Origin of the sequence: Paraburkholderia sp. (genome assembly GCF_026225065.1) — a bacterium.
Classification (GTDB): Bacteria; Pseudomonadota; Gammaproteobacteria; order Burkholderiales; family Burkholderiaceae; genus Paraburkholderia.
Genome location: NZ_JAMFSB010000023.1, coordinates 46,453 through 71,526 on the forward strand (window position 1 = coordinate 46,453; position 25,074 = coordinate 71,526).

At 61.2% G+C, this 25,074-nt stretch carries 21 protein-coding genes; 16 read left to right on the forward strand and 5 right to left on the reverse strand.

All coding sequences use genetic code 11. From position 1 onward, the window contains the following. The first annotated feature begins 310 nt into the window (after nt 1-310). The 5 genes from M0954_RS01385 to M0954_RS01405 all read left to right on the forward strand — a co-directional run bounded on the left by M0954_RS01385 (nt 311) and on the right by M0954_RS01405 (nt 4,902). A complete protein-coding gene (locus M0954_RS01385; protein WP_123388365.1) occupies nt 311-1,444 on the forward strand; it encodes an alpha-D-ribose 1-methylphosphonate 5-triphosphate diphosphatase in 1,134 nt (377 codons plus the stop codon). 208 nt (nt 1,445-1,652) lie between these two features. Next, nucleotides 1,653-2,552, forward strand: coding sequence for a phosphate/phosphite/phosphonate ABC transporter substrate-binding protein (locus tag M0954_RS01390; protein ID WP_123388364.1), 900 nt, complete (start codon nt 1,653-1,655; stop codon nt 2,550-2,552). Beyond that, on the forward strand, nt 2,549-3,409 hold the full coding sequence (gene phnC / locus M0954_RS01395) for a phosphonate ABC transporter ATP-binding protein (protein WP_297351216.1): 861 nt from the start codon (nt 2,549-2,551) through the stop codon (nt 3,407-3,409). Before M0954_RS01390 ends, phnC begins: the two co-directional genes overlap by 4 nt. Then, nucleotides 3,406-4,206: a phosphonate ABC transporter, permease protein PhnE gene (phnE, locus tag M0954_RS01400; RefSeq protein WP_122156341.1), complete on the forward strand. Its 801-nt coding sequence runs from the start codon at nt 3,406-3,408 to the stop codon at nt 4,204-4,206. The genes phnC and phnE overlap by 4 nt, the downstream gene beginning before the upstream one ends. Before the next feature lie 39 nt (nt 4,207-4,245). After that, nucleotides 4,246-4,902 (forward strand): DapH/DapD/GlmU-related protein, encoded by a 657-nt coding sequence (locus tag M0954_RS01405; RefSeq protein ID WP_122156342.1) that lies wholly within the window; start codon nt 4,246-4,248, stop codon nt 4,900-4,902. Between the two features lie 18 nt (nt 4,903-4,920). On the opposite strand, the gene M0954_RS01410 is transcribed toward M0954_RS01405, so the two are convergent. Then, on the reverse strand, nt 4,921-5,745 hold the full coding sequence (locus tag M0954_RS01410; protein WP_183143231.1) for a DUF1571 domain-containing protein: 825 nt from the start codon (nt 5,743-5,745) through the stop codon (nt 4,921-4,923). Between the two features lie 444 nt (nt 5,746-6,189). Between M0954_RS01410 and M0954_RS01415 the strand changes: the two genes are divergently transcribed. After that, a complete protein-coding gene (locus M0954_RS01415; RefSeq protein WP_297351218.1) occupies nt 6,190-8,445 on the forward strand; it encodes a TonB-dependent siderophore receptor in 2,256 nt (751 codons plus the stop codon). Nucleotides 8,446-8,585: 140 nt separating this feature from the next. Here the strand turns inward: M0954_RS01415 and M0954_RS01420 are convergent, their stop codons facing one another. Next, nucleotides 8,586-10,097 (reverse strand): CoA-acylating methylmalonate-semialdehyde dehydrogenase, encoded by a 1,512-nt coding sequence (locus M0954_RS01420; RefSeq protein ID WP_122156344.1) that lies wholly within the window; start codon nt 10,095-10,097, stop codon nt 8,586-8,588. A 109-nt stretch (nt 10,098-10,206) separates the two neighbouring features. Between M0954_RS01420 and M0954_RS01425 the strand changes: the two genes are divergently transcribed. The 7 genes from M0954_RS01425 (at nt 10,207) to M0954_RS01455 (ending at nt 16,636) form a co-directional block, all read left to right on the forward strand. Beyond that, nucleotides 10,207-11,148, forward strand: coding sequence for a LysR family transcriptional regulator (locus tag M0954_RS01425; RefSeq protein WP_297351220.1), 942 nt, complete (start codon nt 10,207-10,209; stop codon nt 11,146-11,148). A gap of 171 nt (nt 11,149-11,319) precedes the next feature. After that, nucleotides 11,320-12,030 (forward strand): SDR family NAD(P)-dependent oxidoreductase, encoded by a 711-nt coding sequence (locus M0954_RS01430; protein WP_074268093.1) that lies wholly within the window; start codon nt 11,320-11,322, stop codon nt 12,028-12,030. A gap of 76 nt (nt 12,031-12,106) precedes the next feature. After that, nucleotides 12,107-12,337: a 4-oxalocrotonate tautomerase family protein gene (locus M0954_RS01435; RefSeq protein ID WP_122156347.1), complete on the forward strand. Its 231-nt coding sequence runs from the start codon at nt 12,107-12,109 to the stop codon at nt 12,335-12,337. A 65-nt stretch (nt 12,338-12,402) separates the two neighbouring features. Further along, nucleotides 12,403-13,329 carry a LysR family transcriptional regulator gene (locus M0954_RS01440; protein WP_122156348.1) on the forward strand — a complete coding sequence of 309 codons (927 nt, stop codon included), beginning with the start codon at nt 12,403-12,405 and terminating at the stop codon, nt 13,327-13,329. 135 nt (nt 13,330-13,464) lie between these two features. After that, nucleotides 13,465-14,721, forward strand: coding sequence for an MFS transporter (locus M0954_RS01445; protein WP_133894567.1), 1,257 nt, complete (start codon nt 13,465-13,467; stop codon nt 14,719-14,721). A gap of 149 nt (nt 14,722-14,870) precedes the next feature. Beyond that, nucleotides 14,871-15,308: a helix-turn-helix transcriptional regulator gene (locus M0954_RS01450; protein ID WP_297351222.1), complete on the forward strand. Its 438-nt coding sequence runs from the start codon at nt 14,871-14,873 to the stop codon at nt 15,306-15,308. Between the two features lie 2 nt (nt 15,309-15,310). Beyond that, a complete protein-coding gene (locus tag M0954_RS01455; RefSeq protein WP_297351224.1) occupies nt 15,311-16,636 on the forward strand; it encodes a type II toxin-antitoxin system HipA family toxin in 1,326 nt (441 codons plus the stop codon). Here the strand turns inward: M0954_RS01455 and M0954_RS01460 are convergent. Together M0954_RS01460 and M0954_RS01465 are read right to left on the reverse strand one after the other, a co-directional pair. Continuing rightward, complete coding sequence (locus M0954_RS01460; RefSeq protein WP_297351226.1) at nt 16,633-17,832, reverse strand: MFS transporter; 1,200 nt, start codon at nt 17,830-17,832, stop codon at nt 16,633-16,635. The two genes, M0954_RS01455 and M0954_RS01460, sit on opposite strands and share 4 nt — an antisense overlap. 171 nt (nt 17,833-18,003) lie before the next feature. Next, nucleotides 18,004-18,525 carry a dihydrofolate reductase family protein gene (locus M0954_RS01465; RefSeq protein WP_297351228.1) on the reverse strand — a complete coding sequence of 174 codons (522 nt, stop codon included), beginning with the start codon at nt 18,523-18,525 and terminating at the stop codon, nt 18,004-18,006. A gap of 500 nt (nt 18,526-19,025) precedes the next feature. Here M0954_RS01465 and M0954_RS01470 point away from each other — a divergent pair, with 500 nt between their 5' ends. The 3 genes from M0954_RS01470 (at nt 19,026) to M0954_RS01480 (ending at nt 22,539) form a co-directional block, all read left to right on the forward strand. Beyond that, nucleotides 19,026-20,513: a diguanylate cyclase gene (locus M0954_RS01470; protein ID WP_297351230.1), complete on the forward strand. Its 1,488-nt coding sequence runs from the start codon at nt 19,026-19,028 to the stop codon at nt 20,511-20,513. 85 nt (nt 20,514-20,598) lie between these two features. Next, entirely contained in the window at nt 20,599-21,801 is a 1,203-nt protein-coding gene (locus M0954_RS01475) for an EAL domain-containing protein (protein WP_123388356.1), read from the forward strand. A 111-nt stretch (nt 21,802-21,912) separates the two neighbouring features. Continuing rightward, nucleotides 21,913-22,539, forward strand: a complete 627-nt coding sequence (locus M0954_RS01480; protein WP_297351232.1) for a LysE family transporter — start codon at nt 21,913-21,915, stop codon at nt 22,537-22,539. Between the two features lie 111 nt (nt 22,540-22,650). Here M0954_RS01480 and M0954_RS01485 read toward each other — a convergent pair whose 3' ends face one another. Then, on the reverse strand, nt 22,651-24,939 hold the full coding sequence (locus M0954_RS01485) for an LPS-assembly protein LptD (protein WP_297351256.1): 2,289 nt from the start codon (nt 24,937-24,939) through the stop codon (nt 22,651-22,653). Nucleotides 24,940-25,074 lie beyond the last annotated feature (135 nt).

The window sequence follows — 25,074 nt, forward strand, 5'->3', positions numbered from 1 at the left end:
TCCCTGCTCCCTTTCTCGCCCATATCGTCTACGGGTTGGCGCGGGGCCCTCTCCCCTGCGCGAACAATCTCCCGCTCAACGCCTCGGCGCGTGTCATGGTGCTGTCACGCACATCGGTTCCAATGAAAGCCTTACCATGCATTTCAGCGCGCGAGCAGCAATGCAGAGTGAAGGCACGCCTTGTCGAGGCGATCGAGCGTCATCCAAGACGTCTAGACGATTAGATGTATTTGGACCTCGTCGTTTCCCCGGGCGACCTTGCCCACAGCACGCCATCGCGCGATATCCGGCACCGAAACGGAGCATGTCCATGCTGATCAGGAACGCTCGTGTCGTCACACGAGACGAAGAATTTCTCGGAACCGTGCACATCGAAGACGGTTTCATCTGCGATGTGGAGCGCGGTAGCACGTCCGCGCCGAATGCCGAGGACTGGGCCGGCGACTATCTGCTGCCCGGTCTGATCGAACTGCACACCGACAACCTCGAGAAGCATCTCGCGCCCCGGCCGGGCGTGCGCTGGAATATCGACGCCGCATTCGTGATCCACGATGCCCAGGTGGCCGCAGCCGGTATCACGACGGTTTTCGACTCGCTGAGAATCGGAGCGCGTTCGGACGTCGACATGCACAATCGGGATCTGCAGACGCGCTGCACGCAAGCGCTCGCGCGTCTGTCCGATTGCCAGTTGTTGCGTGCCGACCATTTCCTTCATCTGCGCTGCGAAATCGCCGCCCCCGATGTCGTAGAGGTGTTCGACTCGCTCTATACCCATCCCCTGCTGCGGCTCGCTTCAGTGATGGATCACACCCCCGGCCAGCGGCAATGGCAGGACCGCGACCAGTGGCGTCGCTTTCAGGAGCGCCACGGCAAACTCACCGACGAACGCTTTGCCTCCGTAATTGCCGAACTTTCAGAGGGCCAGGAGCGCTACGCAGATCAACACCGCAGCCAGATCGTCGCCCGTTGCACGGCGCTCGGCATACCGGTGGCGAGCCACGATGACACGGTGGTCGAGCACGTTCAGCAGGCCGCTGCCGAAGGCATCGTCCTCGCGGAATTTCCCACCACCCACGATGCCGCCCGGGCCGCGCATCAATACGGTATCTCGACGATCATGGGCGCTCCGAACATCGTGCGCGGCGGTTCGCATTCCGGCAACGTGTCCGCGCTTGAACTCGCGAAATCCGGTCTGCTGGATATCCTTTCGTCAGACTACGTGCCTTCGAGCCTGCTGAGCGCGGCGTTCGAACTGGTCGACAAGGCGGGCTGGACGCTGCCGCGCGCCATGCAGACTGTGTCAAGCGAACCTGCCCGCGTGGTGGGCCTGCACGATCGCGGCTCGATTGCACCAGGCCTGCGCGCGGATTTCGTGCGGGTGCGGATGCACGACCAGCTTCCCATCCCCCGTGCCACATGGCGCGCGGGCGAACGGATCGTCTAGGCGCGTAGTCCGCCGCGTGCTGGCGCCGTCAAATTCATCTAGACGTCTCTATCCGTACACCGATGTGTCATATGAGATTTCTAGAATGGTCCAGATTGAAATTTTCGGACCGCGTTTGCGGCGCTCCTGCCCCAAAAGGCAGGAGACCGGTGCGGATCCTGCAGATCGTCGAATGTTCGTTGCGGTTCAAAACTAACTTGAGGAATTTATGAAGTTGTCCAAAGTTTTTGCCGCTTCGGCACTGGCTGTCAGTTTCATTTCCGGCGCTGCACATGCGGCCGGCGCGTGTCCGAACGACGGCGTGGTCCGGTTCGGCGTCGAACCGTACGAATCGGCGCAGCGCATGCTGCCCGTATATAACGACCTCGCGAAGATGATCGGCGACAAGCTCGGCTGCAAAGTTGAGATGTACGTCGCAACCAGCTACAACGCCGAGATCGAGGCAATGCGCAACAACAAGCTCGAGTTCGGTCAATTCGGCCCGCTTGGCTATGTGCTCGCCCATCAGGTCGCGCACGCTGAAGCGGTCGCGACGTTCGCTGGCGAAGGCGACAAACCGGCCACCTACTACGCTTCTATCGTCACGTGGCCGGGCTCGGGTGTGAAGACGCTTGCCGATACCAACGGTCATTCGTTTGCTTACGCCGATCCTGCCTCGACCTCCGGGCATCTGTTCCCTGCGTATGGTCTCAGCAAAAACGGTGTCGATCCGGACAAGGGCGTCAAGGCCATCTACGCGGGTAGCCACACCGCATCGTTCGAAGCGCTGCGCAACCACAAGGTGGACGCCGGCGAACTGAACAGCGAAGAGATCGCGAGCGCCAAACTGCATAACGAGTACGATCCCGCTGGCTACGTCACGCTCTGGAAATCCGAGCCCATTCCGCTCGATCCTCTGGCAGTGCGTGGCGACCTGCCCGCTGATTTCAAGGCACGTCTGGCAGGCGTGCTGAGTTCGCTCGATTTCCGCGAGTTGCCGGAAGCGGATCAGAAATTCCTCGCAGCGAACGAGAATGCCCAGTTGAAGACGGTCCCGCAAACGGATGCGGCCTACAACCAGATTCGCGACCTGGTTTCCACGCTTCATATCGACCTGGCAAAACTGTGAATACCCTCTCCAGCACCTCCGGCGCATTGCCGCTGGACCCGACCGGCGACCGTGGGGCCGCAGCCTCCAGCGTGCCGGCGATGGCACCGCGCGCCAAGCTCGTTCCCGGCGTGAAGCTCGCGGTGCGCGACCTGTCGATGCGCTATGCAAATGGTCACACCGCATTGCGCGATTTCAACCTCGCGGTGAAGGCCGGTGAAATGGTCGTGGTGCTGGGCAGTAACGGCAGCGGCAAATCGACGTTCATGAAGTGCGTGGTCGGCTTGAACCGGCCGACGGGCGGCGCGGTTGAACTGGCTGGACGCGATCTGGCCACGCTTTCGGGCAAGGCGCTCCGGCAGGCCCGCCTGCCGCTCGCACTGATCTCGCAGAACGCCAATCTCGTGAAGCGCCGCAGTGTGCTGGCGAATGTCTGCTGCGGCACGCTGGGTCGCCACAAGACGCTCAGCACCGCGCTGGGACGCGTGCCACGCGAGGAAATCGAACCGGCCCGCGCGTATCTCGACGAAGTCGGCCTGCTGCATCTGGCTGGGCAACGCGCCGGTACGCTTTCCGGTGGACAGGCGCAGCGTGTGGCTGTGGCCCGTGCGCTGGCGCAACGCCCGCATGTCCTGCTCGCCGACGAACCTGTCGCCAGCCTCGACCCCGAAGCCGCAGACGAAGTCATGCGCCTGCTGCGCCGCCTCGCTACGGAAGACGGTCTCGCGGTAGTCTGCGTACTCCATCAGCCCGAACTGGCCACCCGCTATGCCGACCGGCTGGTCGGTTTGCGCAGCGGGCAACTCGAGTTCGACCGCCCCGCTTCGGCAGTTTCCAGCCAGCAGATTGCAAGTCTCTATCTGGCCGAGGCGGCATGAACAAGGTGCTCGACATGCGCACGCCGGTTGCGTCATCCGGAGTGCGAACTTTCTGGTCGGTTGCTGCCATCGTCGTCATTCTCGCGCTGTTCGTCCAGGCGTGGATCGTCGTGCAGGCCCGTCCGCAGGATCTGGTGACCGGCGCTCACGGCATGGCCGATATCATTTCGCGCGCCATGCCGCCGGCCTTCGACCAGTTCGTGCCGAATCTGTGGCCAGTGCTCGAAACGATTGACCTCGCTATTTTCGGCACCGTATTCGGCGTGCTGCTCGCGTTCCCGCTGGCAATCCTCGCCGCCGCCAATGTCACGCCGGCGAAGCCGCTGTACTACGCTGCGCGTGCGGTGATTGCCGTGACGCGGGCCGTGCCGGATCTGGTGTGGGCGCTGCTGTTCGTGACCGCAGTCGGATTAGGGCCGTTTCCGGGCGCCCTGGCGCTCGCGGTGCATTCGATCGGCATGCTGGGGCGGCTCTTTGCCGAGGTGATCGAAGACATGGACATGGGCCCGGTCGAAGCGCTCACCCTGACCGGCGCCGGCCGCCTGCAGATCCTGAGCCATGCTGTGGTGCCGGGCGTATTGCCGTCGCTACTCGGCATCGGCCTGTTCCGCTTCGACGAAAACCTGCGCTCGTCGCTTGTGCTCGGCTTCGTCGGCGCAGGTGGCATCGGCTTCCAGCTGTTGACCGCCATGAACCTGTTCCAGTACCAGACGGTGTCGTTCCTGTTGATCGCTACGTTTGTGCTGGTAGCGTGCGCTGAACGAGCATCAGCTTATGTTCGCGGTCTGGTCGCCTAGCCTGCGACAGCTCCCCCTTATCGAATCACGAGAACTCGCATGCTGATCAATCATGGCGTCGGAACCGACCCGTGGACGCTCGGCCGTCCCTTGACGGAAGAGCCGGACATTCACCCTACGGCGCTGGTGCGCGCCAGCGACTTCGGCCGCTATACCTATCTCGGACCGCGCAGCCAGGTGGCGCAATCGGTGCTGGGTGACTACGGTTATGCAATGGGCGACAACCAGATCGCCCATGCCCATATCGGCAAGTTCGCGAATATCGCTACAGGCGTGCGCATCAATCCGCCGAACCATCCGGCCTGGCGCGCGACGCTCCATCACTTTACGTACCGCTCACGCTCCTACGGTTTGTCGCTTGACGACGACGCCAGCATTTTTGAATGGCGCGCACAGGACCGCGTGGAAATCGGTCATGACGTGTGGATCGGCCACGATGCCATCGTCATGCCGGGTGTGAAAATCGGCACCGGTGCGGCGATTGGCTCGGGCGCCGTCGTCACCAAAGACGTGCCGCCGTTCGCGATCGTCGTGGGCGTGCCAGCGCGCGTACTGCGCTTGCGCGTGGACGAGCAGACCGCGGAGCGCTTGCAGCAGATCGCCTGGTGGAATTGGAGCGCGGCGCAGATCGACGGTGCGTTGGCCGATTTCCGTGAACTAAGCGCGGTTGAGTTCGCGGAAAAATACTATAAGTGAGGGATGTCGGGTACGGTGTCAGCGGAAAGCGTACTCAGGATTGTGCCGATCGAAAGTGGCATCGCTCCAGTGGCGAGGGACGACGTTTTCGAAACGGATCATCTCCAGCAGGTTGCCGTGCGCGTCCCACGCTGCTTCGCCGCTGGGCCATGGGTGCTGAAGATCGAACAGCAGCCGCACACGCGGCGCATAGTGCGCCGGCGGCCCTGAGCGGGCAACCCACGTCCACGCAAGCAAGCGCGTCCCCTGCGCATTCACGAGCTCGATACGGGTCGGCTTTTCGCCAAGGCCCTCTTCGCGAAAGCTGCGCGCGTCATGCTCGACGGTACGGGCGATGAACTGCAAACCCAGATCGCGCACGCTATGGCGCGACTGGGCGTGTGCGAACGATCCATCCACCGCCACCTTGCCTGACACGAGGCGCAGCAGGCCGCCGGCGTGGCCGTAGAGGCTGTCCGGATCCGTCGTTTCGTCGTATAAAATTTCCTGTCCCGCATGGGCGCCATCGGGCAGCCATTTTGCGTAGACCCTCCGCGGCGTGTCCTGGTAACGGATGATCATGTGATCGGGCCGCTCGGACCATCTGCCGGAAATACGCTCCTGCCGGAACATACTGTATTCGTAGCCATTGTCGAGCACCATGTCGAACTTCGCGTACTCGACGAAGGCCGCCGGCTTCATTGCGTTCATCAGGGAAAGGATCTGATCGTCAGAGAGCGACAGCAGCGAATGATTTTCGATCCGCGCGCGCAAGGACTTCGCCTGTTCTTCGGCAGTGAGACAGCGGAACCGTTCGATGTCCGTGCTCACGGCATCCGATGTCGCGGCACGGGTGCACGCCATCGATGCGCCAGACAGGGCCACCGATACCGCACCGGCCGCTTGGGCGAAAGCGCCCGTTGAAACCATCAGGCAAGTCAATGCGAGTGCGAGCGCGCGCCGCCTGGTCCGCGCGCTTGCCTGTCGGCCTACAGCAGACAGCCGTCTCCAGCGTCGTGAACCATTGGAACTCATGAACAGCATCCGGGTACCGGGTGGGCTCGACACATCAAGCGTCAACGCACTGTAAACGCAAGCTGACGCCCTTCTATTCCAGGCGGGCGGCATAAAAATTTGCTCGACCGTGGAATAAACCCATCGGCCCTCTCGTTTGCACATGGTTAATGCGAATCACTTTGATTTGCGTTAACAAATTTAGCCCACGGAATTGTGACAACGAACGTGTACCCGCGTCGTCTCCGTGGAAAACGAAAGCAACATGTAATAAAAACGAAAAGGGGATTGACGATGAGTGTAAAGGGGAACCGAGAGACGATCTGCACGGCCCAGGTATGTAGGTATATCGGCAACACCGTGTTTTCTCTGGCGGCATTGGCCTTGTCGGAAGCGGCGCTGGCGCAGCAGAACGCGCAACCGGCAGCGCCCTCACAAGCCGAAACGGCGGTGACTACCCTGCCAGCCGTCAAGGTCGAAGGCAAAACGCCCGCTGACTATAGTCCATACGGCGGCAACGACAATGTCGACGTCCCGACCCAGGCCGCCAGCGCGAGCAAGACTGGCACGAAGCTGCAGGACCTGCCTTCGAACGTCCAGGTCATCCCGCGCGCCCTGCTGTCCGAACAGGGTGCGACGATGTTGCGGGAGAGCGTCAGCAACGCGAGCGGGATCAACGTAGGCGGACAGGACAGCAAAGGCTACTACGACCACTTTCTGATTCGCGGCCTGAATGCGCAGATCTATGAGGACGGCTTCTCCGATGGCGATCTGCTCGGCGGCATCTCGCATTCGCTCAACGTCGTCGAAAGGATCGAGATTCTCGAGGGACCAGGCTCGGCGCTGTTCGGCAGCGGCCCTCCGGGCGGGACGATCAACATCGTTCACTACACGCCGTCGCCGGAACTTCATTACGGGGGAAGCCTGGAGGCCGGCTCGTTCGGCACGGTCTCGAACAGCGGCTACATCACCGGCCCCACCGGCATTGCTGGCCTGAACTACCGGGTGGACGCCACGTTCTCGCGCGCCGACGGCTTTCGCGATCTGTACAGCCGCGACGACGAAATCAGGCCGCAGCTGCAATGGCAACTGGGCAGCCATACGATCAACTTCACCCTTGATCTCCGGCAGACCCACGAAACGCCGGATTCGTATGGGCTGATCTATTTCCACGGGACACCCATCAGCGATGTTTCGATCAATTCGAAGTACTCGACACCGTTTGCCTTCGCGAATGAGAACTTCGTCCGCCCGACGATTACGGACGCCTGGCGAATCAATGACTTCCTGACGATCAACAACCGCTTCTCCTATCTGCACCGCACGCTCGAAGTGCTGGGCAACGGCGACAGCACCAACACGAAGGTCGTCGGCGATGAAGTCGTGGGGCGGCAGCTTCGTCAGCAGGATGACAATGACAACAGCTTCGACTATCAACTCGAGCCGGTCTGGCGATTCGGCACCGGAAGCGTCGCGCATACGTTGGTCACGGGCTTCGAATTCCAGCATCAGACCATCGAAACGAACCGGAGCACGGCCGATCTGCCGAACATCCCCGATGCGTTCGCGCCGGTGCCACCGGAGACGTCTCTCGCGGGCCTGACGTTCCTGTGCGATGCCAAGCATTCCTGCGACGACGATGAGATGGCCGCGAACTACTACAGCCTGTACGCCACCGACCAGATCGATGTGACCGACAAGCTGAAGATTCGCGCGGGTGTCCGGCAGGACTGGTGGGATACCTCGCTCACCCCGCTGATCTCGGTGCCCGGGGCTTTCAACTCCAACGGCCAGCCGATACTCGCAGGCGTCAAGGAGACCCAGGACAATGCGCCTGTCAGCTGGAACATCGGCGCGCTGTACAAGGTACTGCCATGGATGTCGCCGTATGTCGGCGTATCGAAGAGTTACCTCGCCAACTTCAATTCGGAAAACGCTCAGGATGGCATCGGCGCGCCGGAGTCAGCACTGCAATACGAGGCGGGTATCAAGTTTTCGTTTCTCGATGACCGGATTGTGCTGAACACGGCCGCGTTCGATGTATCGCGGAACAACGTCGCAGCAGCTGTCACGCTCAACAGCGTGGAGTCGGTCGTGTTCGACAGTCAGAGGACTAAAGGCGCCGAGGCTTCGTTCGATGCCGCCGTTACGGATCATCTGCACGTCCTCGCAAACGTGACCGCACAGCACGCGGTGATCACCGACAATCCGCAAGGCATCACGTCGGTGGGCAACCATCCGCAAGGTGCGCCGGCCTATATGGCCAACCTCTGGACAACTTACGATTTTTCGATCGGGGGAATTCCCGGCTTTCACGTTGGAGCAGGCGTGAATTACGTGGGTAAGAGCTATAGCGACATTACCAACGTCAATTCGATTCCGTCTTATGTGATTGCAAACGCGGCGTTCGGTTATGAAGCGCGTACGTGGGGCATCGACGTCAACGTCCACAACATCACGGACCGGCGCTATTTCGTGGCGGCTAACGCTGCAGGTGCCTACGTTGGTCAACCGCTGAGTGCGTTTGTGAACCTGCACGGAAACTTCTGATTGGGGAGACGGCGCGCGTCTGGCGCCATATTGCTCAAGGGGCGGCGCTCGCCATTTCGGCCAGCGCCGCCCCTCCGATGCTTCGATGCTTCGATGCGTCGGCCGTCGCGGCCACGCCAACGCATCGCTTTCTTTCAGACCTACTTCGCCGTCGGCATGGCGAACTCGGCACCCTTCTCGGTGCTCTCTGGCCAACGCTGCATGATCGACTTCTGCTTCGTGTAGAAGCGTACGCCCTCCTCGCCGTATGCATGCATGTCGCCGAACAGGCTACGCTTCCAGCCACCGAAGCCGTGCCACGCCATCGGCACAGGAATCGGCACATTGATGCCAACCATGCCGACTTCGATCCGGCGTCCGAATTCGCGCGCAACGTGACCATCACGCGTATAGCACGCCACGCCGTTACCAAATTCGTGGGCATTGATCAGGTCGACCGCCTCGGTGAAATCCTTGACGCGAACGCAGGCAAGCACCGGACCGAAAATCTCTTCCTTGTAGATGCGCATTTCCGGCGTCACGTTATCGAACAGCGTGCCCCCGGTAAAGAAGCCGTCTTCGTGACCCGCAACCTTCAAACCGCGGCCGTCGACGACGAGCTTTGCACCTTCTTCGACCCCAAGCTTGATATAGCCTTCGATGCGCTCCAGCGCCTGGCGCGTCACGATCGGGCCCATTTCCGCATCGGGCTCCATACCGTTCTTCACCACCAGATTGCGGGCACGTTCGGCGAGACGCGGGATGATCTTGTCGGCCACATCGCCCACCAGCACTGCCACGGAAATCGCCATGCAACGCTCGCCAGCGGAGCCGTAACCTGCACCGACCAGCGCGTCGATGGCCTGGTCGAGATCGGCATCGGGCATCACCACCATGTGGTTCTTCGCGCCGCCCAGCGCCTGCACACGCTTGCCGTTTTTTGCGCCGGTCTCGTAGATATAGTTGGCAATCGGCGTCGAACCGACAAAGCTCACCGCCTTTACGTCAGGATGTGCCAGCAGCGCGTCGACCACGACCTTGTCGCCCTGCACGACATTGAACACGCCATCCGGCAGCCCGGCTTTCTGCAGGAGCTCGGCCATAAACAGCGCCGCCGACGGATCGCGCTCGCTCGGCTTCAGAATGAATGTGTTGCCGGCCGCGATGGCAACGGGGAACATCCAGCACGGCACCATGCACGGGAAGTTGAACGGCGTGATGCCTGCCACCACGCCCAGTGCCTGACGCGTGGTCCAGTTGTCGATGCCGGTCGAGACCTGCTCGGTGTAGTCGCCCTTGAGCAGTTGCGGAATACCGCAGGCAAATTCGATCACGTCGATGCCGCGCGAGACTTCGCCCTGGGCATCGGAGAACACCTTGCCATGCTCGGCTGTGATGATGGCCGCGAGCTCGTCTTTATGCTTGTTCATCAATTCGAGGAAACGCAGCATGACCCGCGCACGGCGGATCGGCGGCGTGTCGCTCCACGCCGGAAACGCGGCTTTCGCGCTCGCAACAGCCGCTTCGACGTCTGCGGTTTCACCCAGCAACAACGTGCGGGGCCGCGCACCGGTGGCCGGGTTGAACACCGGCTGAGTGCGGGTGCCCGCACTTTTCACACGCTTGCCGTGGATGAAATGTCCTACGTCCGCACTATCGTTGAAGGCTTGCATGTCGACTCCTGGTCGTGGATTGGCGATTTACATAGTCTAGGGGCCTACGCCCCCCGCTGCAAAGGCGCTATCATTGAACTCATTGTTTTCTATAGTGAACAATGACTGTATGGAAAGCGGAAAAATTGAAGGCTTGTGGACCCATCTGCACTGGCTGACCGTACTCGCGGAACAGGGCAGCTATACGGCTGCCGCCTCGCGCCTCGGGGTCAGCAAGGCCGCAATGAGCCAACGTATCTCGGAACTGGAGCGCTCGGCAGGTATTTCTCTGGTGCAGCGCACCACGCGCAGCGTGCGCCTGACCGAAGCGGGCCAGCGGCTCGTCGAGAACACGCGCAGCCAGTATGAACAGATCGCCACCAGCTTCGCCAGCGTACGGGAACTGGCCGGCGTGGCGCGCGGGGTCATCAGGATCACCGCGCCGGTGGCCTTCGCCCGGCAGCAACTGGTGCCCAGATTGCCCGCGTTTTTGCAGGCCCACGCCGAGGTCCGGGTGCAGCTCGAGGTTTCCGACCGGCTTGCCTCGCTCGCCACGGAAGGCTTCGATCTGGCGATTCGCCATAGCGCGGAAGCGCCGGATACGCACGTGGCCTGGAAACTCTGCGGCACGCAGTCGGTGATCGCGGCCTCGCGAGGTTATCTGCGGCGGCGCGGTACCCCTGGCACGCCCGAAGAGTTGTCGTCCCACGATTGCCTGTTCTATCCGCGCGCAACCGGTCCTGCGATGTGGTCCTTCGAGCGCAAGACGGCGCGCAAGACGGCCACCGCGCCCGTCACGCTGCCGGTGAGCGGACCGTTTTCCGCCAACAACAGCGAAGACCTGCGCGATGCGGCGCTCGAAGACCTGGGCATCGCGCTGCTACCCGATTTCACGGCACAGGCCGCCGTACGCGCCGGCAAGCTCGTTGTGCTGTTGCCCGAGTGGCGCGTCACTGGTGCATTTGCGGACCAGCTTTACGTGCTACGGCCCTACGCGTCCCATGTGCCTCGCGCCGTGAGCCTGTTCGTCAGCTATCTGCGAGAGAGCTTGGCCGGCGGCTTCCCGCTTTAGGACGGACGGTTTAGCGCGGGACCCACCGCGCCGCATTTATTCCTCGGAGTCACAAGTGTTTGACCATGGCGGGTATTCGAACTTTGCGCCAACGCGCCTAGATTGAACACCTATCGGAGCCACCGGCCCGACCGGCGCAAGAGCCGGGTCAAATACACACTGAGGATTATCATGAGCACTTCACAAAAGGTCGTCGTCGTTACAGGTGCGTCGCAAGGCATCGGCGCAGAAGTGGTTAAAGCATTCCGTCAACTCGGCTATCGCGTGGCCGCCACGGCGCGCAGCATCAAGCCGTCGGACGATCCAGATCTTCTGACCGTCGCAGGCGACATCGCCGATCCCGAAACCGGCCGTCGCCTGATCAGCGAAGCCGTGGCGCGCTTTGGCCGCATCGATACGCTGGTCAACAACGCCGGTATCTTTATCGCCAAGCCCTTTACCAGCTACACGCCGGAAGACTATGCAGCGATCACCGGCGTGAATCTGGGCGGCTTCTTCTACATTACGCAACTGGCCATCGCCGAGATGGAAAAAAATTCAAGCGGCCATATCGTCAACCTCAGCACCACGCTCGCCGACCAGGCCATTGAAGGTGTGCCTTCGGTGCTCGCTTCGCTGACTAAGGGGGGTCTGAATGCGGCGACCCGGTCACTCGCGATCGAATACGCAAAACGCGGTATTCGCGCCAATGCTGTTGCGCCCGGCATCATCAAATCGCCGATGCACGCACCTGAAACGCATGCTGCGCTCGGCGCCCTCCATCCGGTCGGGCATATGGGCGAAATGAGCGATATCGTGAACGCCATCCTGTATCTGGATTCCGCTCCGTTCGTCACAGGCGAAATCCTGCACGTCGACGGTGGCCAGAGCGCCGGCCACTAAGCGCAAACGGGCGCTCGCCGCCGGGTAGGTCCTGGCCGCGAGCGCCCAGCCGTCCGATACTTTCAAGGAGAACAGCATGCCAATCGTCACGATCCAGGTCACCCGCGAAGGCAGCAAGCCGGGCAACGACTCCGTCACCGCGGAAGAAAAGGCGCAACTGATCAAGGGCGCGAGCCAGCTCCTGCTCGACGTGCTGAACAAGCCGCTCGAAGCGACCTTCGTGGTCATCGAGGAGGTTGAAACCGAGAACTGGGGCTGGGGGGGACTGCCGGTCGAGGCGTATCGAAAGCAGCGCAGCCAGAAGTAGCAGGAGCGCCCGCGTCGCACGGTACACTTGGGGAGGCAATCTCGCCGCCGACCCTCTGATGCAACATGGACCGTATCGACGCGATGAAAGTGTTTATCGCCACGCTGGACGAAGGCAGTCTGGCGGGCGCGGCGCGCCGCCTTGGCCGGTCTCCGGCGGCGGTGAGCCGGGCGATCGCCTTTCTCGAAGAACACACCGGCGCGGCCCTGCTGCACCGGACCACCAGAACGATCAAGTTAAGCGAAGCGGGCGAACGCTATGCGTCCGCCTGCCGTCGCATCCTGACTGAACTCGAAGAAGCCGATCTGCTGGTTGCGGATGAGCGCTCGGCGCCCCGCGGACTGCTGACGATAACCGCGCCGGTTGCGGCCGGCGAGGATGTGCTGCGCGGCATCGTGGACGACTTCATCGACCGCTACCCGGACGTCTCGGTACGCCTGCAACTGCTCGACCGTCCGGTGAGCCTGATCGACGAGGGTGTCGACGTGGCGTTGCGCATTGCGCATCTGCCGGACTCGACGCTGATCGCGATACCGATTGGCGAAGTCCGGCGAGTGGTGGCGGCCTCTCCACAGTACCTCGCCAAACATCCGCGCATCAATGAGCCGGCTGACCTCGCTCTCCATCAGATCATTTCGATGACGCATTTCGGGCTGGATTCGTGGAGCTTTCCACCCGCGGGCCGCTCCACTATTCCGCTCGTGGTGGCATTCACACCACGCTTTATCGTCAACACCATCCAGGCCGCGGTCGACTCGGCGGTAGCCGGTCGCGGCGTCACGCGCATGTTTTCCTACCACGTGGCGCAGGAAGTCAAAGAAGGCACGCTCAAGCTCGTCCTGCGCGATGCCGAACACGCGCCCCTCCCCATTCATCTTCTGACGCCACAGGGACGCCTCTCGGTCCCGAAAGTGCGCGCGTTTGTCGACTTCGCGACGCCGCGGCTGCGCCGTCATTTCAAGCAGATGCAGCCGGTTACAGACGCTGATTAAACCGTGCGGCGGAAGAATGTCTTCCGTGTCGAATGGATTCTCTCCTTATATGGTTCAATCTAGACTGTTCCCATGAGTGACAGATGGGCGCCGCATCGCTGGCGCTCGCATCCTGGCTGCCGCACTGAGGACGACATGAATCAAACTGCCCAATCGCTGTTGCATCCGGTTCAGCAACCGGCGTCGCGCGGTTATGCCGAGCGCAACGAGAATCACTGGAAACGCAATCTTGCGGTCTGCGTATTCGGTTCGTTCACCACGCTCGTCAGCCTGAGCATGCTGTTGCCGTTCCTGCCGTTATACGTGCGGCAGCTCGGCGTCGAATCGACGTCCGCCGTGATCCAATGGTCAGGCATTGCTTTCGGCGCGACGTTTCTTGGCACAGCGGTGACCGCGCCGCTGTGGGGACGCCTTGCCGATCGCTACGGCCGCAAGCCGATGCTGGTGCGCGCGGCGATCGGCATGGCCATCGTGATGTCGCTGATCGGGGTGGTCCATTCGGTCCACGAACTGGTCGCGCTGCGTCTGATCGCCGGTCTGGTGGGCGGCTACTCGTCGGCCTCTACCGTGATGGTGGGCTCGCAGGCGCCCAAGGCGCGCGCCGGCTGGGCATTGGGGATACTGTCGACAGGAGCGCTGGCGGGCAATCTGGTGGGACCGCTGGTCGGCGGCCTGTTGCCCGAATGGATCGGGATTCGCGGCACCTTCTTCGCCGGCGGCGCGATGATCGCAGTGGCGGCGTTGCTCACGATCTTTCTGGTGAAAGAGGACTTCAATCCGGCCGACCACGTGAGCAACCGTGCTGCCAGCAAGACCGCGACGCCGGGTCGCCGGACCAACTATGTCGTAGTGGCCGCGCTCCTTGTCACCGCGATGATGGTGCTGCTTGCGAACATGTCGATCGAGCCGATCATCACCGTGTATATCGGCGGCCTGGGTGTGCAGGCGGATCATCTGGCCCGGGTCGCGGGCCTGGTCATGGCGTGTTCCGCGTTGGGCAGCATGTTGACGGCGGCCCGGCTTGGCGCACTGGCCGATCGCATCGGCGGCTGGAATGTGATTATCGGGTGTCTGGTGCTCACCGGTCTCGTGATGATCCCGCAGGCCTTCGTCACCGAATGGTGGCAACTGGCCGGATTGCGCATGCTGATGGGCATGACGCTCGCCGGTCTGCTGCCGTCTATCGCCAAGCTGGCCAGAAACTCAGTCGACGAGAGCAAGACGGGGCAAATGCTCGGGTATCTGCAGTCAGCGCAGTTTAGTGGCCAAGTGATCGGCCCGGTGATTGGCGGCCAGATCGGCGTGGCGCTTGGGCTGCACTCGGTGTTTTTCGTCACCGGCTCCTTGCTGGTGGCATGTGCCGGGCTCGCGCTTTGGGCGCGTAAGTCCTAGGAGGCGGCGCTCGGGCCGAATACAGGCTTACGGCTGTATTTTGTATTAACAGCCTTTAGCTTGTATTTGCAAAATACAGAGGATAAACTGTTAGTTCGATTTACAGTCTTTAACCTGTATGAGCGTTCAGATACGGAACGGAGCCTCCCGTGAATTATCCCGTCAAAACCGTTGCCCAGTTGCGGCCCCTCCTGCAGGGATTCCGCAAGGCCGCCGGGCTCACCCAGGCCATGCTTGCCAGTCGCCTCGGCGTGACACAACAAACCTACGCGCAACTCGAGGCTGATCCATCGGCCGTCAGCGTTGAACGGCTGTTCAAGGTGCTGCGCGTGCTCGAAGTCGACGTGGTGCTGGCCCAAACGGCCGCCAGCGCAGCCGAACCGGCCGTCAGCGAAAAACGTACGGTTCCATCCCGGCCCACGAAGGCTAAAACGCCGGGAACACCCGCGCACGGCACGAGTCTGGCCAAACAGCGCGGCGCCGCCGGGCCCCGTAAAGCGGCCCCGAAGGCCTCGCCACTGACCCAACAAGACGCCGGACCGAAGCGCCAGGTCAGTAAAACCAGCAAGGCAAAGGAAAACTGGTAACCATGCCGCGCGGCACGCAAACGAACCGCTTGAACCTGTGGATGAACGGGTTACCGGTTGGCTATTGGGAGACAACCCGCAGCGGCGAGCGTCTCGCGTATCGGGACGACTGGATCGAACATCCGCAGGGTCGCCCGCTTTCGCTGTCGCTTCCGTTTACGCCGGGGAATCAGGCCTATCGAGGCGAAGTCGTCGCAGACTATTTCGACAACCTGCTCCCCGATAGCGAGCCCATTCGCCGCCGCATTGCCCGGCGTTATCAGACCGGCGGTACCGCACCGTTCCAGCTTCTCGCCACGCTCGGCCGGGACTGTGTCGGGGCTATCCAGATGCTACTGCCGGACGAAGAGCCCGTCGGGCTCCAGAGCATCAGGGGGCGCCCGCTCAACGACGCCGAGATCGCCCGCTTTCTCCGCGACACAACCTCAGCGCCGCAACTGGGTCAGCACGAACCCGCGGACGATCTGCGCCTGTCGATTGCCGGTGCGCAGGAAAAAACCGCCCTTCTGTGGCACAACGGCCAATGGCTGTTACCCAAGGACAGCACGCCGACAACGCATATTTTCAAGCTACCCCTGGGGCTCGTCGGCAACATGCGCGCCGACATGCGGACCTCCGTGGAAAACGAGTGGCTCTGCGCGAAAATCGTCGCGGCTTATGGATTACCAGTCGCCCAATGTGAAATCGCCACGTTCGAAGAACAGAAGGTACTCATCGTCGAACGTTTCGATCGCAGGCCATCCACCGGCGCACGCTGGATTTTGCGCTTACCTCAGGAAGATATGTGTCAGGCAACCGGCACGCCCGCGCTTCGCAAGTACCAGGCGGACGGCGGACCGGGTATCGAGGAAATCATGGAAGTGCTCGCCGGTTCCGAGCGCTCGATGCAAGACCGGCGCAACTTCTTCCTGACGCAGATCCTGTTCTGGCTGCTCGCCGCCACCGACGGACACGCCAAGAACTTCAGCATCGCGCACCTGCCGGGCAACCGTTACGAGTCCACACCCCTTTACGACATCCTCTCGGCCCACCCGATCATCGGTCGCGGCGCGAATCACATTGCCGCACAGCGGGTGAAACTGGCGATGGCCGTGCGCAGCAAAAACGTCCACTATCTGATCAACCAGATCCAGCGCCGCCAGTGGATTGCTCAGGGGCAACGCGTCGGATTTTCGCCGGCAGAGGTCGAGGAGATGATCGGCGAGCTCGCAGCGCAAACGCCCGGCGTGATCGACGAGGTAGCCGCCCTGCTACCCCGGGATTTCCCGTTGGACCTTGCCGAGGCGGTTTTCGATGGCATGCGGCGGCTGGGCAAAAAACTGGGCTAGCGGTAATCTGGCGACAGCTTGCGCACCCGGCTACGATCCACCATCACCGAAGCGAACCAGAGAACCAGGCCGCATAGGGCGAGCAGGCTGCCCACCCATCCCGGCGAAGTCCATCCGTACCCCGCTGCGATAGCGAGGCCGCCAAGAAACGGTCCGAGCGCGTTAGCCGTGTTAAACGCGGAGTGATTCAACGCGGCTGCGAGACCTTGAGCGTCTTCCGCGACGTCCATCAGGCGGGTCTGCAGCACCGTGCCAAGCGCGCCGCCCAGCCCGATCAGAAACACATCCAGCGTGAGCAGCCAGACATTGCCGGCTACCAGCGGAAATACCGCGAGCGCGACCGCGCTCCACACCAGAATCCCACCGGCTGTGCGCATCAGGGCGCGGTCGGCAAGAATCGGCACCAGCAGATTGCCTAGCGTCAGCCCCACGCCGAAGATACTCAGCACGATCGGCACGACATGCGCCGAGACACCCGTGACCTCACCCAGCACGTCGGCCAGGTAGGTGTACACCGCGAACATGCCGCCAAAGCCGATCGCGCCGATGCCAAGCGTCAACCACACCTGCGTGTGCCTGAGCGCGCCGAGTTCACGCAGCGGGCTCGATTCCGGATGCGCCGGCTCGTACGGCGCCAGTCGCCATACAAAGGTCATCGTCACGACGCCCATCAGGGCCACGAGGCCAAAACTCCAGCGCCAGCCAATCGCCTGGCCTAGCCAGTTCGCCATCGGAACGCCAACGATGGTCGCGAGCGTCAGGCCGAGGAACATGCGCCCGACCGCGGTTGTGCGGCGGTTTTCCGGCACCAGCGAGGTTGCCACGAGCGCCGCGACACCGAAATAGGCGCCGTGCGGCAGCCCGCTCAGGAAGCGGAACACCAGCATCCAATGGTAGTTGGGGGCCACCGCGCTCAAGCCGTTGCCGAGCGCAAAGACTCCCATCAGCGAGATCAGCAGCGTGCGGCGCGGCAGCCGCGCTCCCAGTACGGCGAACACCGGCGCGCCAACGACCACGCCCAGTGCATAGGCGCTGATCACATGCCCTGCCGTGGGCGCGTCGATCCCTAGGCCGCGAGAGAAAAATGGCAACAGGCTCATCGTCGCGAACTCGGTCGTGCCGATCGCAAATCCCCCCATGGCGAGCGCGAAGATCACCCAACCTGGATGCAGTTTTTTGTTGCCGGTATTGCTCATTACCTGTCCTTAAGCCGACCGCGCCGTATGCTGCTGCGCACAATTCGGCCTGCACTTTAGCGCATTCCGGGAAATAGCGCCGAACGCTCAAAAAGCGTTGCGAGGCGCGGCGGACGTCGGAAGGGAAGAGAACATCATTGCCATGCGGAGTCGTCCACACCCATCGCCACATCAAACGCCCAGTTGATACTCGCTCTTGACGAGCCCGCTTGCGTACTGATGTGTCGCGATATGCGTGAGAGGAATGTCGCGCAGCAGGTCGCCAAACAGCGGTATTCCAGTGCCGATAAGAACGGGCACGCGCGTAACGGTCAGATGCTGTATGAGACCCGCGCGCAGAAATGCCTGAATGGTGATCCCGCCATCCACGTAAATATGCTGGACACCGCGACGCTCGAGCAGAGACACCACATCCGCTGGCGCCCCTTCGATGTGCTCGACAAGCGCACCGGTGGGCGCTTTGGCCAATGGGCGAGTACTCAGGACGAATACTGGCTTTCGCGCATAGGGCCACGCATCGAAGCCCAATACCGTTTCGTATGTGTTGCGGCCAATGACGAGCGCATCCACCGTGGCCATGAATTCATCGTAGCCGTGGGGCTCACCACCACCCGCCGGAAGAAAATCAAGCGAGCCATCGACCCTTGCGATGAAGCCATCAAGACTGGTTCCGACAAAGACGGATGCTTTCATGGCAAAGCCCTCGATGTGCAGTGCGTCACGGCAAAGTCTGCGCTGCCAGTTTTACGCGAAGCTTACGCAAACAACGAACCGCGCTGTCATCAACGGTCATGCAGATTATTATTGGTCAGACAATTCTCAGGATAAAATCGCGAGCGAAATACAGGCGGGGGACGCATTGCGCCTGCAACTCATTCAAACAATATCGACCCACATCCGCAGATGAGTGGAAGCCCGACACGTGCTCCAATCCCATCGAACCGCATAGCCAGCAAGAGGCGCAAACGTTTGGCGAGCCCCTACTGGATACCCCCGTGCGATCGCATAGATCAACTGAATAATCGCGCTCAAGTTTTCTCCACGTGTGCCGTAAGTTTGCCTATGCGGAATGCGGCGATTGTGCAGGACAGAACCGCATCGAGCCGCGTCCGCCTTACTGGGGACTTTCGCCTGCTTTCCTCAGCCCTTGGGGTTCAACCTTGCGCCGCCCGTCGCCATCACTGAAAGTTCTCTTGCCGCTCGCGTGTGCGTTCGTCTGTCTGCACGCACTGGTGCTGCTCGTCTTTCGCTCCCAGGCGGCCGTTCTTACCTACCCCTTTCTGCTGCTCTGCCCGACGCTCGTCATCGCGGCCTGCGGCTGGCGCGTGGCAACTGTCGAGCGCAAATCCCGCTCGGCGTGGATCCTGCTCGGCGCCGGCATGTTCCTCTGGTTGTGCGGCATGCTGCTCAGCGCGTGGGAGGACATCTTCCAGCACATTCCGGTCAGCGTCGCCTACTTTTCGGATGTCTGCTTCTTTCTCTTCGATGTGCCGATCCTGCTGGCAATTTCATCGGTCTCGGCAGAACAGTCCATTCCGTTCTTTGTCTGGCTCGACGGATTCCAGGCACTGCTGACCGGTTACCTGACCTACGTCACCATCTTTTCCGTGACGCCCTTGTCGGGTGCCCAGCTGCAGCCCGTTTCGATCTCGGTACTGCTTTTGACCTACAAGGCCGAGAACGTAATTCTCATCGTGGCATCCACGTTGCGCCTGGTGGCACAGCCGCGCGGACACGAGCGGCGCTTCTACGAAGTCCTCTGCGCCTTCCTTTGGGTCTACGGGATCATGGCATGGGTCTATAACGATCTGGCCGTATCGACCGACACCCACAATCTGATCGACCTGATGGCCGATCTGCCGTTTCTGTTTCTGGCTGTGGTGGCCGTGATACCCACCTCGCCGCGATTTCAGCTGGTGCAGCCCGCGCAGAGAAAGAGACTTGCGCTCTTCATCGAAAACGTCAGCCCCATTTTCTATACTGTCGCCCTTCTGGCGCTCAGCATGTCCGTGATACGCCGGCATTTCTACGAAGGCATGGTCGGGGTGTTCACTGCGCTGGTTGTCTACGGCATCCGCATGACGACTTTGCAAGGCCGTCATTTGCGGGTGCAGCACGAGTTGCACGAGGCCCGGGACCGGCTCGAAGCGATGGCGTTGACCGATGGCCTCACCAACGCCGCCAATCGCCGCCATTTCGATCAAACGCTCATCATCGAGTGGAACCGCGCGGTCCGCAATCAGGAACCGCTTGCGTTGCTCCTCGTAGATATCGACTACTTCAAGAGACTCAACGACCGCTATGGTCATCCGGCCGGCGACAGATGCCTCATTTCGATTGCGGCCGCGCTGCAATCGATGTTGCCGCGCGGTGGCGACCTGCTCGCGCGCTATGGCGGCGAAGAGTTCGCTGCTATCCTTCCGTCGACCGACGAAGACGGCGCACGCCTCGTGGCGAAACGGATGCAGGAAGCGGTCCGTTCGCTTAATATCCACAACGAGACGCCGACGGGGGCGCTCGTCACGGTCAGCATTGGCATTACCGTTTTCGAATCGTCATACGCCGAAGCCGCCGAGATCGTCGAGGCGGCGGACCAGGCGCTGTATCGCGCGAAAGAAAGTGGCCGCAACCGGGTCGAGGCGATGCCACAACGCGAGTACTTGCGAGAAAGGATTGGTTAGATGGACATAGTGTGCTTGTCATGCTGGCGCGGTACAGACCGCTGATGCCACAGCATATCGAATTCACCATGGGTACCGCTATACGATGAGCGAAGCGTATTCTTATCTTCTACCCAGCGTAAACAGTGCGTTTCAGCCCATTGTGTCTCTTGCCCATCTGACGCCCCTGGGATATGAGGCGTTGCTGCGTTCATCGATTAACGGCAGGCCCTGTTCACCGATCGAAGCGTTCCGCCGCGCAGCGCTTGTCGATCGCACCGGCGAATTCGAGCGCGAGTGCGTGCGTTGTCACACGGCTCAGTTCGCGCGCCGCGCCGACCACGAAAGCGTTCTGTTCATCAATGTACAGCCCGAAGTACTGATTCATCCGGTTCACGGACCGGGCCTCATTGCGGACATCCTCAGTTGCGGCATCCCTTGCGCACGCCTCGCGATCGAAGTGCTCGAAACCCCGCTGCCAAGAAGTCAAACGCTCGTCGATGTGGCCAACCAGTTACGGCAACATGGCCTGCTCATCGCACTCGACGATTTTGGCGCCGGCGAAACCAACCTGAGCCGGGTCTGGGATCTGCGGCCTGACGTGGTCAAGCTCGATCGCGAGCTGATCAGACAGGCCGCAACGAGCCATCGCAAGGCCCGCAGTCTGCGGCGGCTGGTTGGCCTCTTGCACGAAATTGGCACCCTCGTTGCCATCGAGGGTGTGGAAACGGAGACGGAAGCGTTGTTGTGCCTTGATTGCGATGCTGACTTCGCACAAGGCTACTACTTCGGCAGGCCAGCGCCGTTGCCCGAGAATGGCGAGTTGATCGTGACAGGTACCGAACACCTGCTAGAAGACTTTCACAGCGCCGAGCGGATCAAGCCGATTGCCGACCTGGTGGCATTGCAACCCTACCGGGAGGCGTTCCGTGATGTCACGCACGCCTTCTGCATGGGGGAGAGTTTTGCCGATATCGCGCCGCGCTTCCTTGCCCTTCCGCTGTCGATTCGCATGTTCCTGCTGGATCAGCACGGTGCGCAGATAGACAGGCAGGTCGAATCGACGGATCACCCGATGCGCAAGCAATCGCGCTTCCCCATGCTCGGGAGGCGCAAGGATGCCAACTGGTCGAAACGGCCATACTTCAGAGACGCGATGAGCCATCCCGGCGAGACCGTCGTCAGCGAACCTTATGTCACCTCGGGATCGATGAATCTTTGCTTGACACTCGCTGCGTGCGTCGAAAGCGGCGGGGTCAGGTACGTCCTTTGCGGCGACGTCCTCTTCGAGGAATTGGGAAGCCATTGAGGCTTTGCCGAAGCTCGCATTCGACGCCTGGACAATTCAACGGTTCGACATCGCGCTCCAGATCGCCGACAATCGCACATAATCTGGATCTATCTCTCGTCGCGTCAATCCATGCTTCCAACTTCAAGTGCCGCATTGCTGGCTTTAGGCAGCGCTATCGTGCTGGTCGTGCCCGGTCCAACCAACACCTTGCTCGCCACTGCCGGCCTGCGGCGCGGTATGAGGCGCTCGGCGCATCTGACGGGCGGCGAATTTGCCGGCTACCTCGTGTCGATTTCGGCGTGGGGATTTTTTCTTTCGCATGCGGCGACGTCGCTCACCTGGCTGCCTACGCTACTGCGTCTCGCGAGCAGCCTGTATCTTGCGTACCTGTCGGTTCGCATGTGGCAGTCGGCGAACTCGTTTTCTTCGTCGACACACGCGACAATCGGCCTGCGTACGCTGTTCGTCGCCACCTTGCTCAATCCGAAAGCCATCCTGTTTGCCGGCACCATCTTTCCGGCAGCAGTGTTCCAAAGCCCTGGCGCCTATCTTGAAGCCATGGCAATCTTTACCGCCCTGCTCGTCCCCATTGGCCTGCTGTGGATTACCTTTGGCGCGGGACTCGGCAGCGGCCGCCTGAAGCGGGTTAATCCCGTGCACGTGCAACGTTGCGCGTCGATCATCCTGGCTGCGTTCTCTCTGTCACTTGCGTGGGCAGCGTTGCATCAGGTGGTGCGGCTTTCAGGTTCAGCGTAAGCATCAAGCCGCTCGCCTGTTCAGTCCGTCACCCAGATCTTCCGAGCCCTTAAGACCCCAGCGATCCTCTCGTGTATCGCACCCTGCGCAATACGCTTCTCGAGGCCTCCCCTACTGGTAGTCGCTGAAGCGCGAATCCGCAGGCACCGTAGATGGTAGCGCCGTATAGCCAGGCACGCTCGACTGAAACTGCTGAAGCAGGCCGTTGTCGATCCTGGAGAATCCCTTGAGCTGCAGTTGCAGCAATACCCGTGTTCCGCTGGTGGGTTCCCCTGTCGTGTCATCCTCTTCGCTGTATTTCTGTACCGCCAGACTCAGCGACCAGCACTGCGCGTCATACTGAACGCCAAGCAAACCGGCAATCAGGTGATGCGACAGCATGTCGTAATTGAAGCGGCCAACGGTGGAGAAGTTGCGAGTCAAAGGCCATTGCGCCGACAGGATCACCTGATTTTCCGGTTCATCGTCGATTGTCGTGTTATCGCGAATGTAGCGATACCCAAAATTCACGATTTCACCGTCCGCGGGCTTCCATGTAAAACCCACGGTCGCGGCGTCGATGCGGTTGTACCGTTCGTCGTATTCCATCGACTGCTCTGCCGAGACATCACGCCCCACCTTGAACGAAGTCCCCATCGCCACGGAAGCGCCGCGCAGATCGGTTTCCGGTTCATCCTCCACTAACGTCACCTCGGGATTGGTGAAATAGTATTCCTGCGCGATGGTGAAGCGGGCCCGTTCGTCGCCCGTCGAAGGGTCGATAAACCGCGTCGTCAAGCCGCTGGTCAGGCGATTCAGATCGGCCACACGATCGCCGCCAATAAACGTGTTGCTGGTGAAAATCTCCGCGAGACCAAAGTCCGCCTGAGCGGTATCGAAGATCGGCGCGAATGTCTGGTTGCGATACGGTGTGTAGACGTAATAGAACCGTGGTTCCAGCGTCTGGATGTAGTCCGTGCCGAACAGATTGACGCTGCGCTCGAAGACCATTCCCGAATCAAGCGTGAGCGTGGGTACGTTATAGCTAAAGGTCTTGGGTTGACCGGTCGGCGCGGAGCTGCTGATCGAAGACAGATCGTAAGCCGCGAAATGCCATTGCAGCTTCGGCGTAAAAAACCACCCCGGATGCACGATCGGGTAGCTGACGTACGGGTCGAACACAAAACGGCTGCCCTCCGTGGCGCCCGCAGTGTCAATGGTAAAGCGCGTCGCGTCGGCCTCAGCGCCGAAATCGAAGCCGGCGACATTGTATTTCGCGTACTTGACGTCGATTTCCGGTTCGCGGTTGTACGACGGACTGGCCGTAAACGACTGCCAGTGCTGATCGCGGAACAGCATCGACCACGGTCCGTCGTTATAGGTCAAGCCCGCTTCCTGCTGGAACTCCGTAGTAGCCGCGAGCGGAACTGCACTGCCTTCGGCAAGGTCGGTGGTCACGTTCGAATCCGACACACGGTTGTAGTTCACATACGCGCCAAAACCGTTGGCAAGATTCTGGTTGTGGATGAAGGTGATCGCGTAACGATTGGTTTTGGTGATCGCATCGTCCGGCAGAAACGAAGCGCTCAGGCTTCCCGAGTAGTCGGGCGAAAGATAGCGAAAGTTCTCGGACAGCATGTCGCCGCGCTTCGAGAGAAAGCGCGGTGTCAGCGTCAAATCGTAGTTCGGTGCGAGGTTGAAATAATACGGAAGCTCGATATCCTCGCCATTCGTCGAGCTCACCGAGAAGGTGGGCGGAAGCACGCCGCTGCGGCGGTCGTTGTTGAGCGGAAACGATAACCACGGGCTGGCGAAGATGGGCACGCCCTCGAAAAAAATCACGCCGTTTCGTGCTACGCCTACGTTCGTCGCATTGTCGATATCGAAGCGTGAGGCTTTGACGTACCAGGCGGGATCGTCAACGCACTGGCAGCCCGTATAAGTACCGCGGTGAATCACGGAGCGATCGTTGTCGACAATGTCGATACGCTCCGCGCTACCGGAACCGTTCGTCAGGTTGAAGCGATATTTCGGCGCCGTCATGTAACCCTCCGACGCATCGATCCTCAGATGTGCCTCGGGGCCGACTAACACATCGCCATTCCTTACGACATGTACGTTGCCGTATGCATCGGCCACGTCCGTGTCCTCGTCGTAATAGATGGCATCGCCCTTCACGACGGTGGCGTTCAGGCGTATTTCGCCGTGGCCCTTTAGCGCAATGCCGGTGGCCGACACGCCGTAGACCATATCGCCAAGACCGAATTCGACCGCCGCCTGGCCGACCCGCAGCAGATGCTCTTCGAGTTGCGGCGCAAAGTGCAGGCCCCAAGGGCCATCGAGCGATTGAGGTTGGGCGGCTGCCCCCCTCAACTGGGCGTGTGCTTGGGACCAGGTAAGACTGGCTACCGCCGCGGCGATGGCCGCAAGCCGCGGCGCACGCTCCACCCAGACGATCGACGCACGTCGCAGACACTTTCGCAGCAACCGCGCCGCCCTGCCGGGCCGGATACGCGGCCGGTAGATCAACTTCCTGCTATCAGACAATGATTCTGG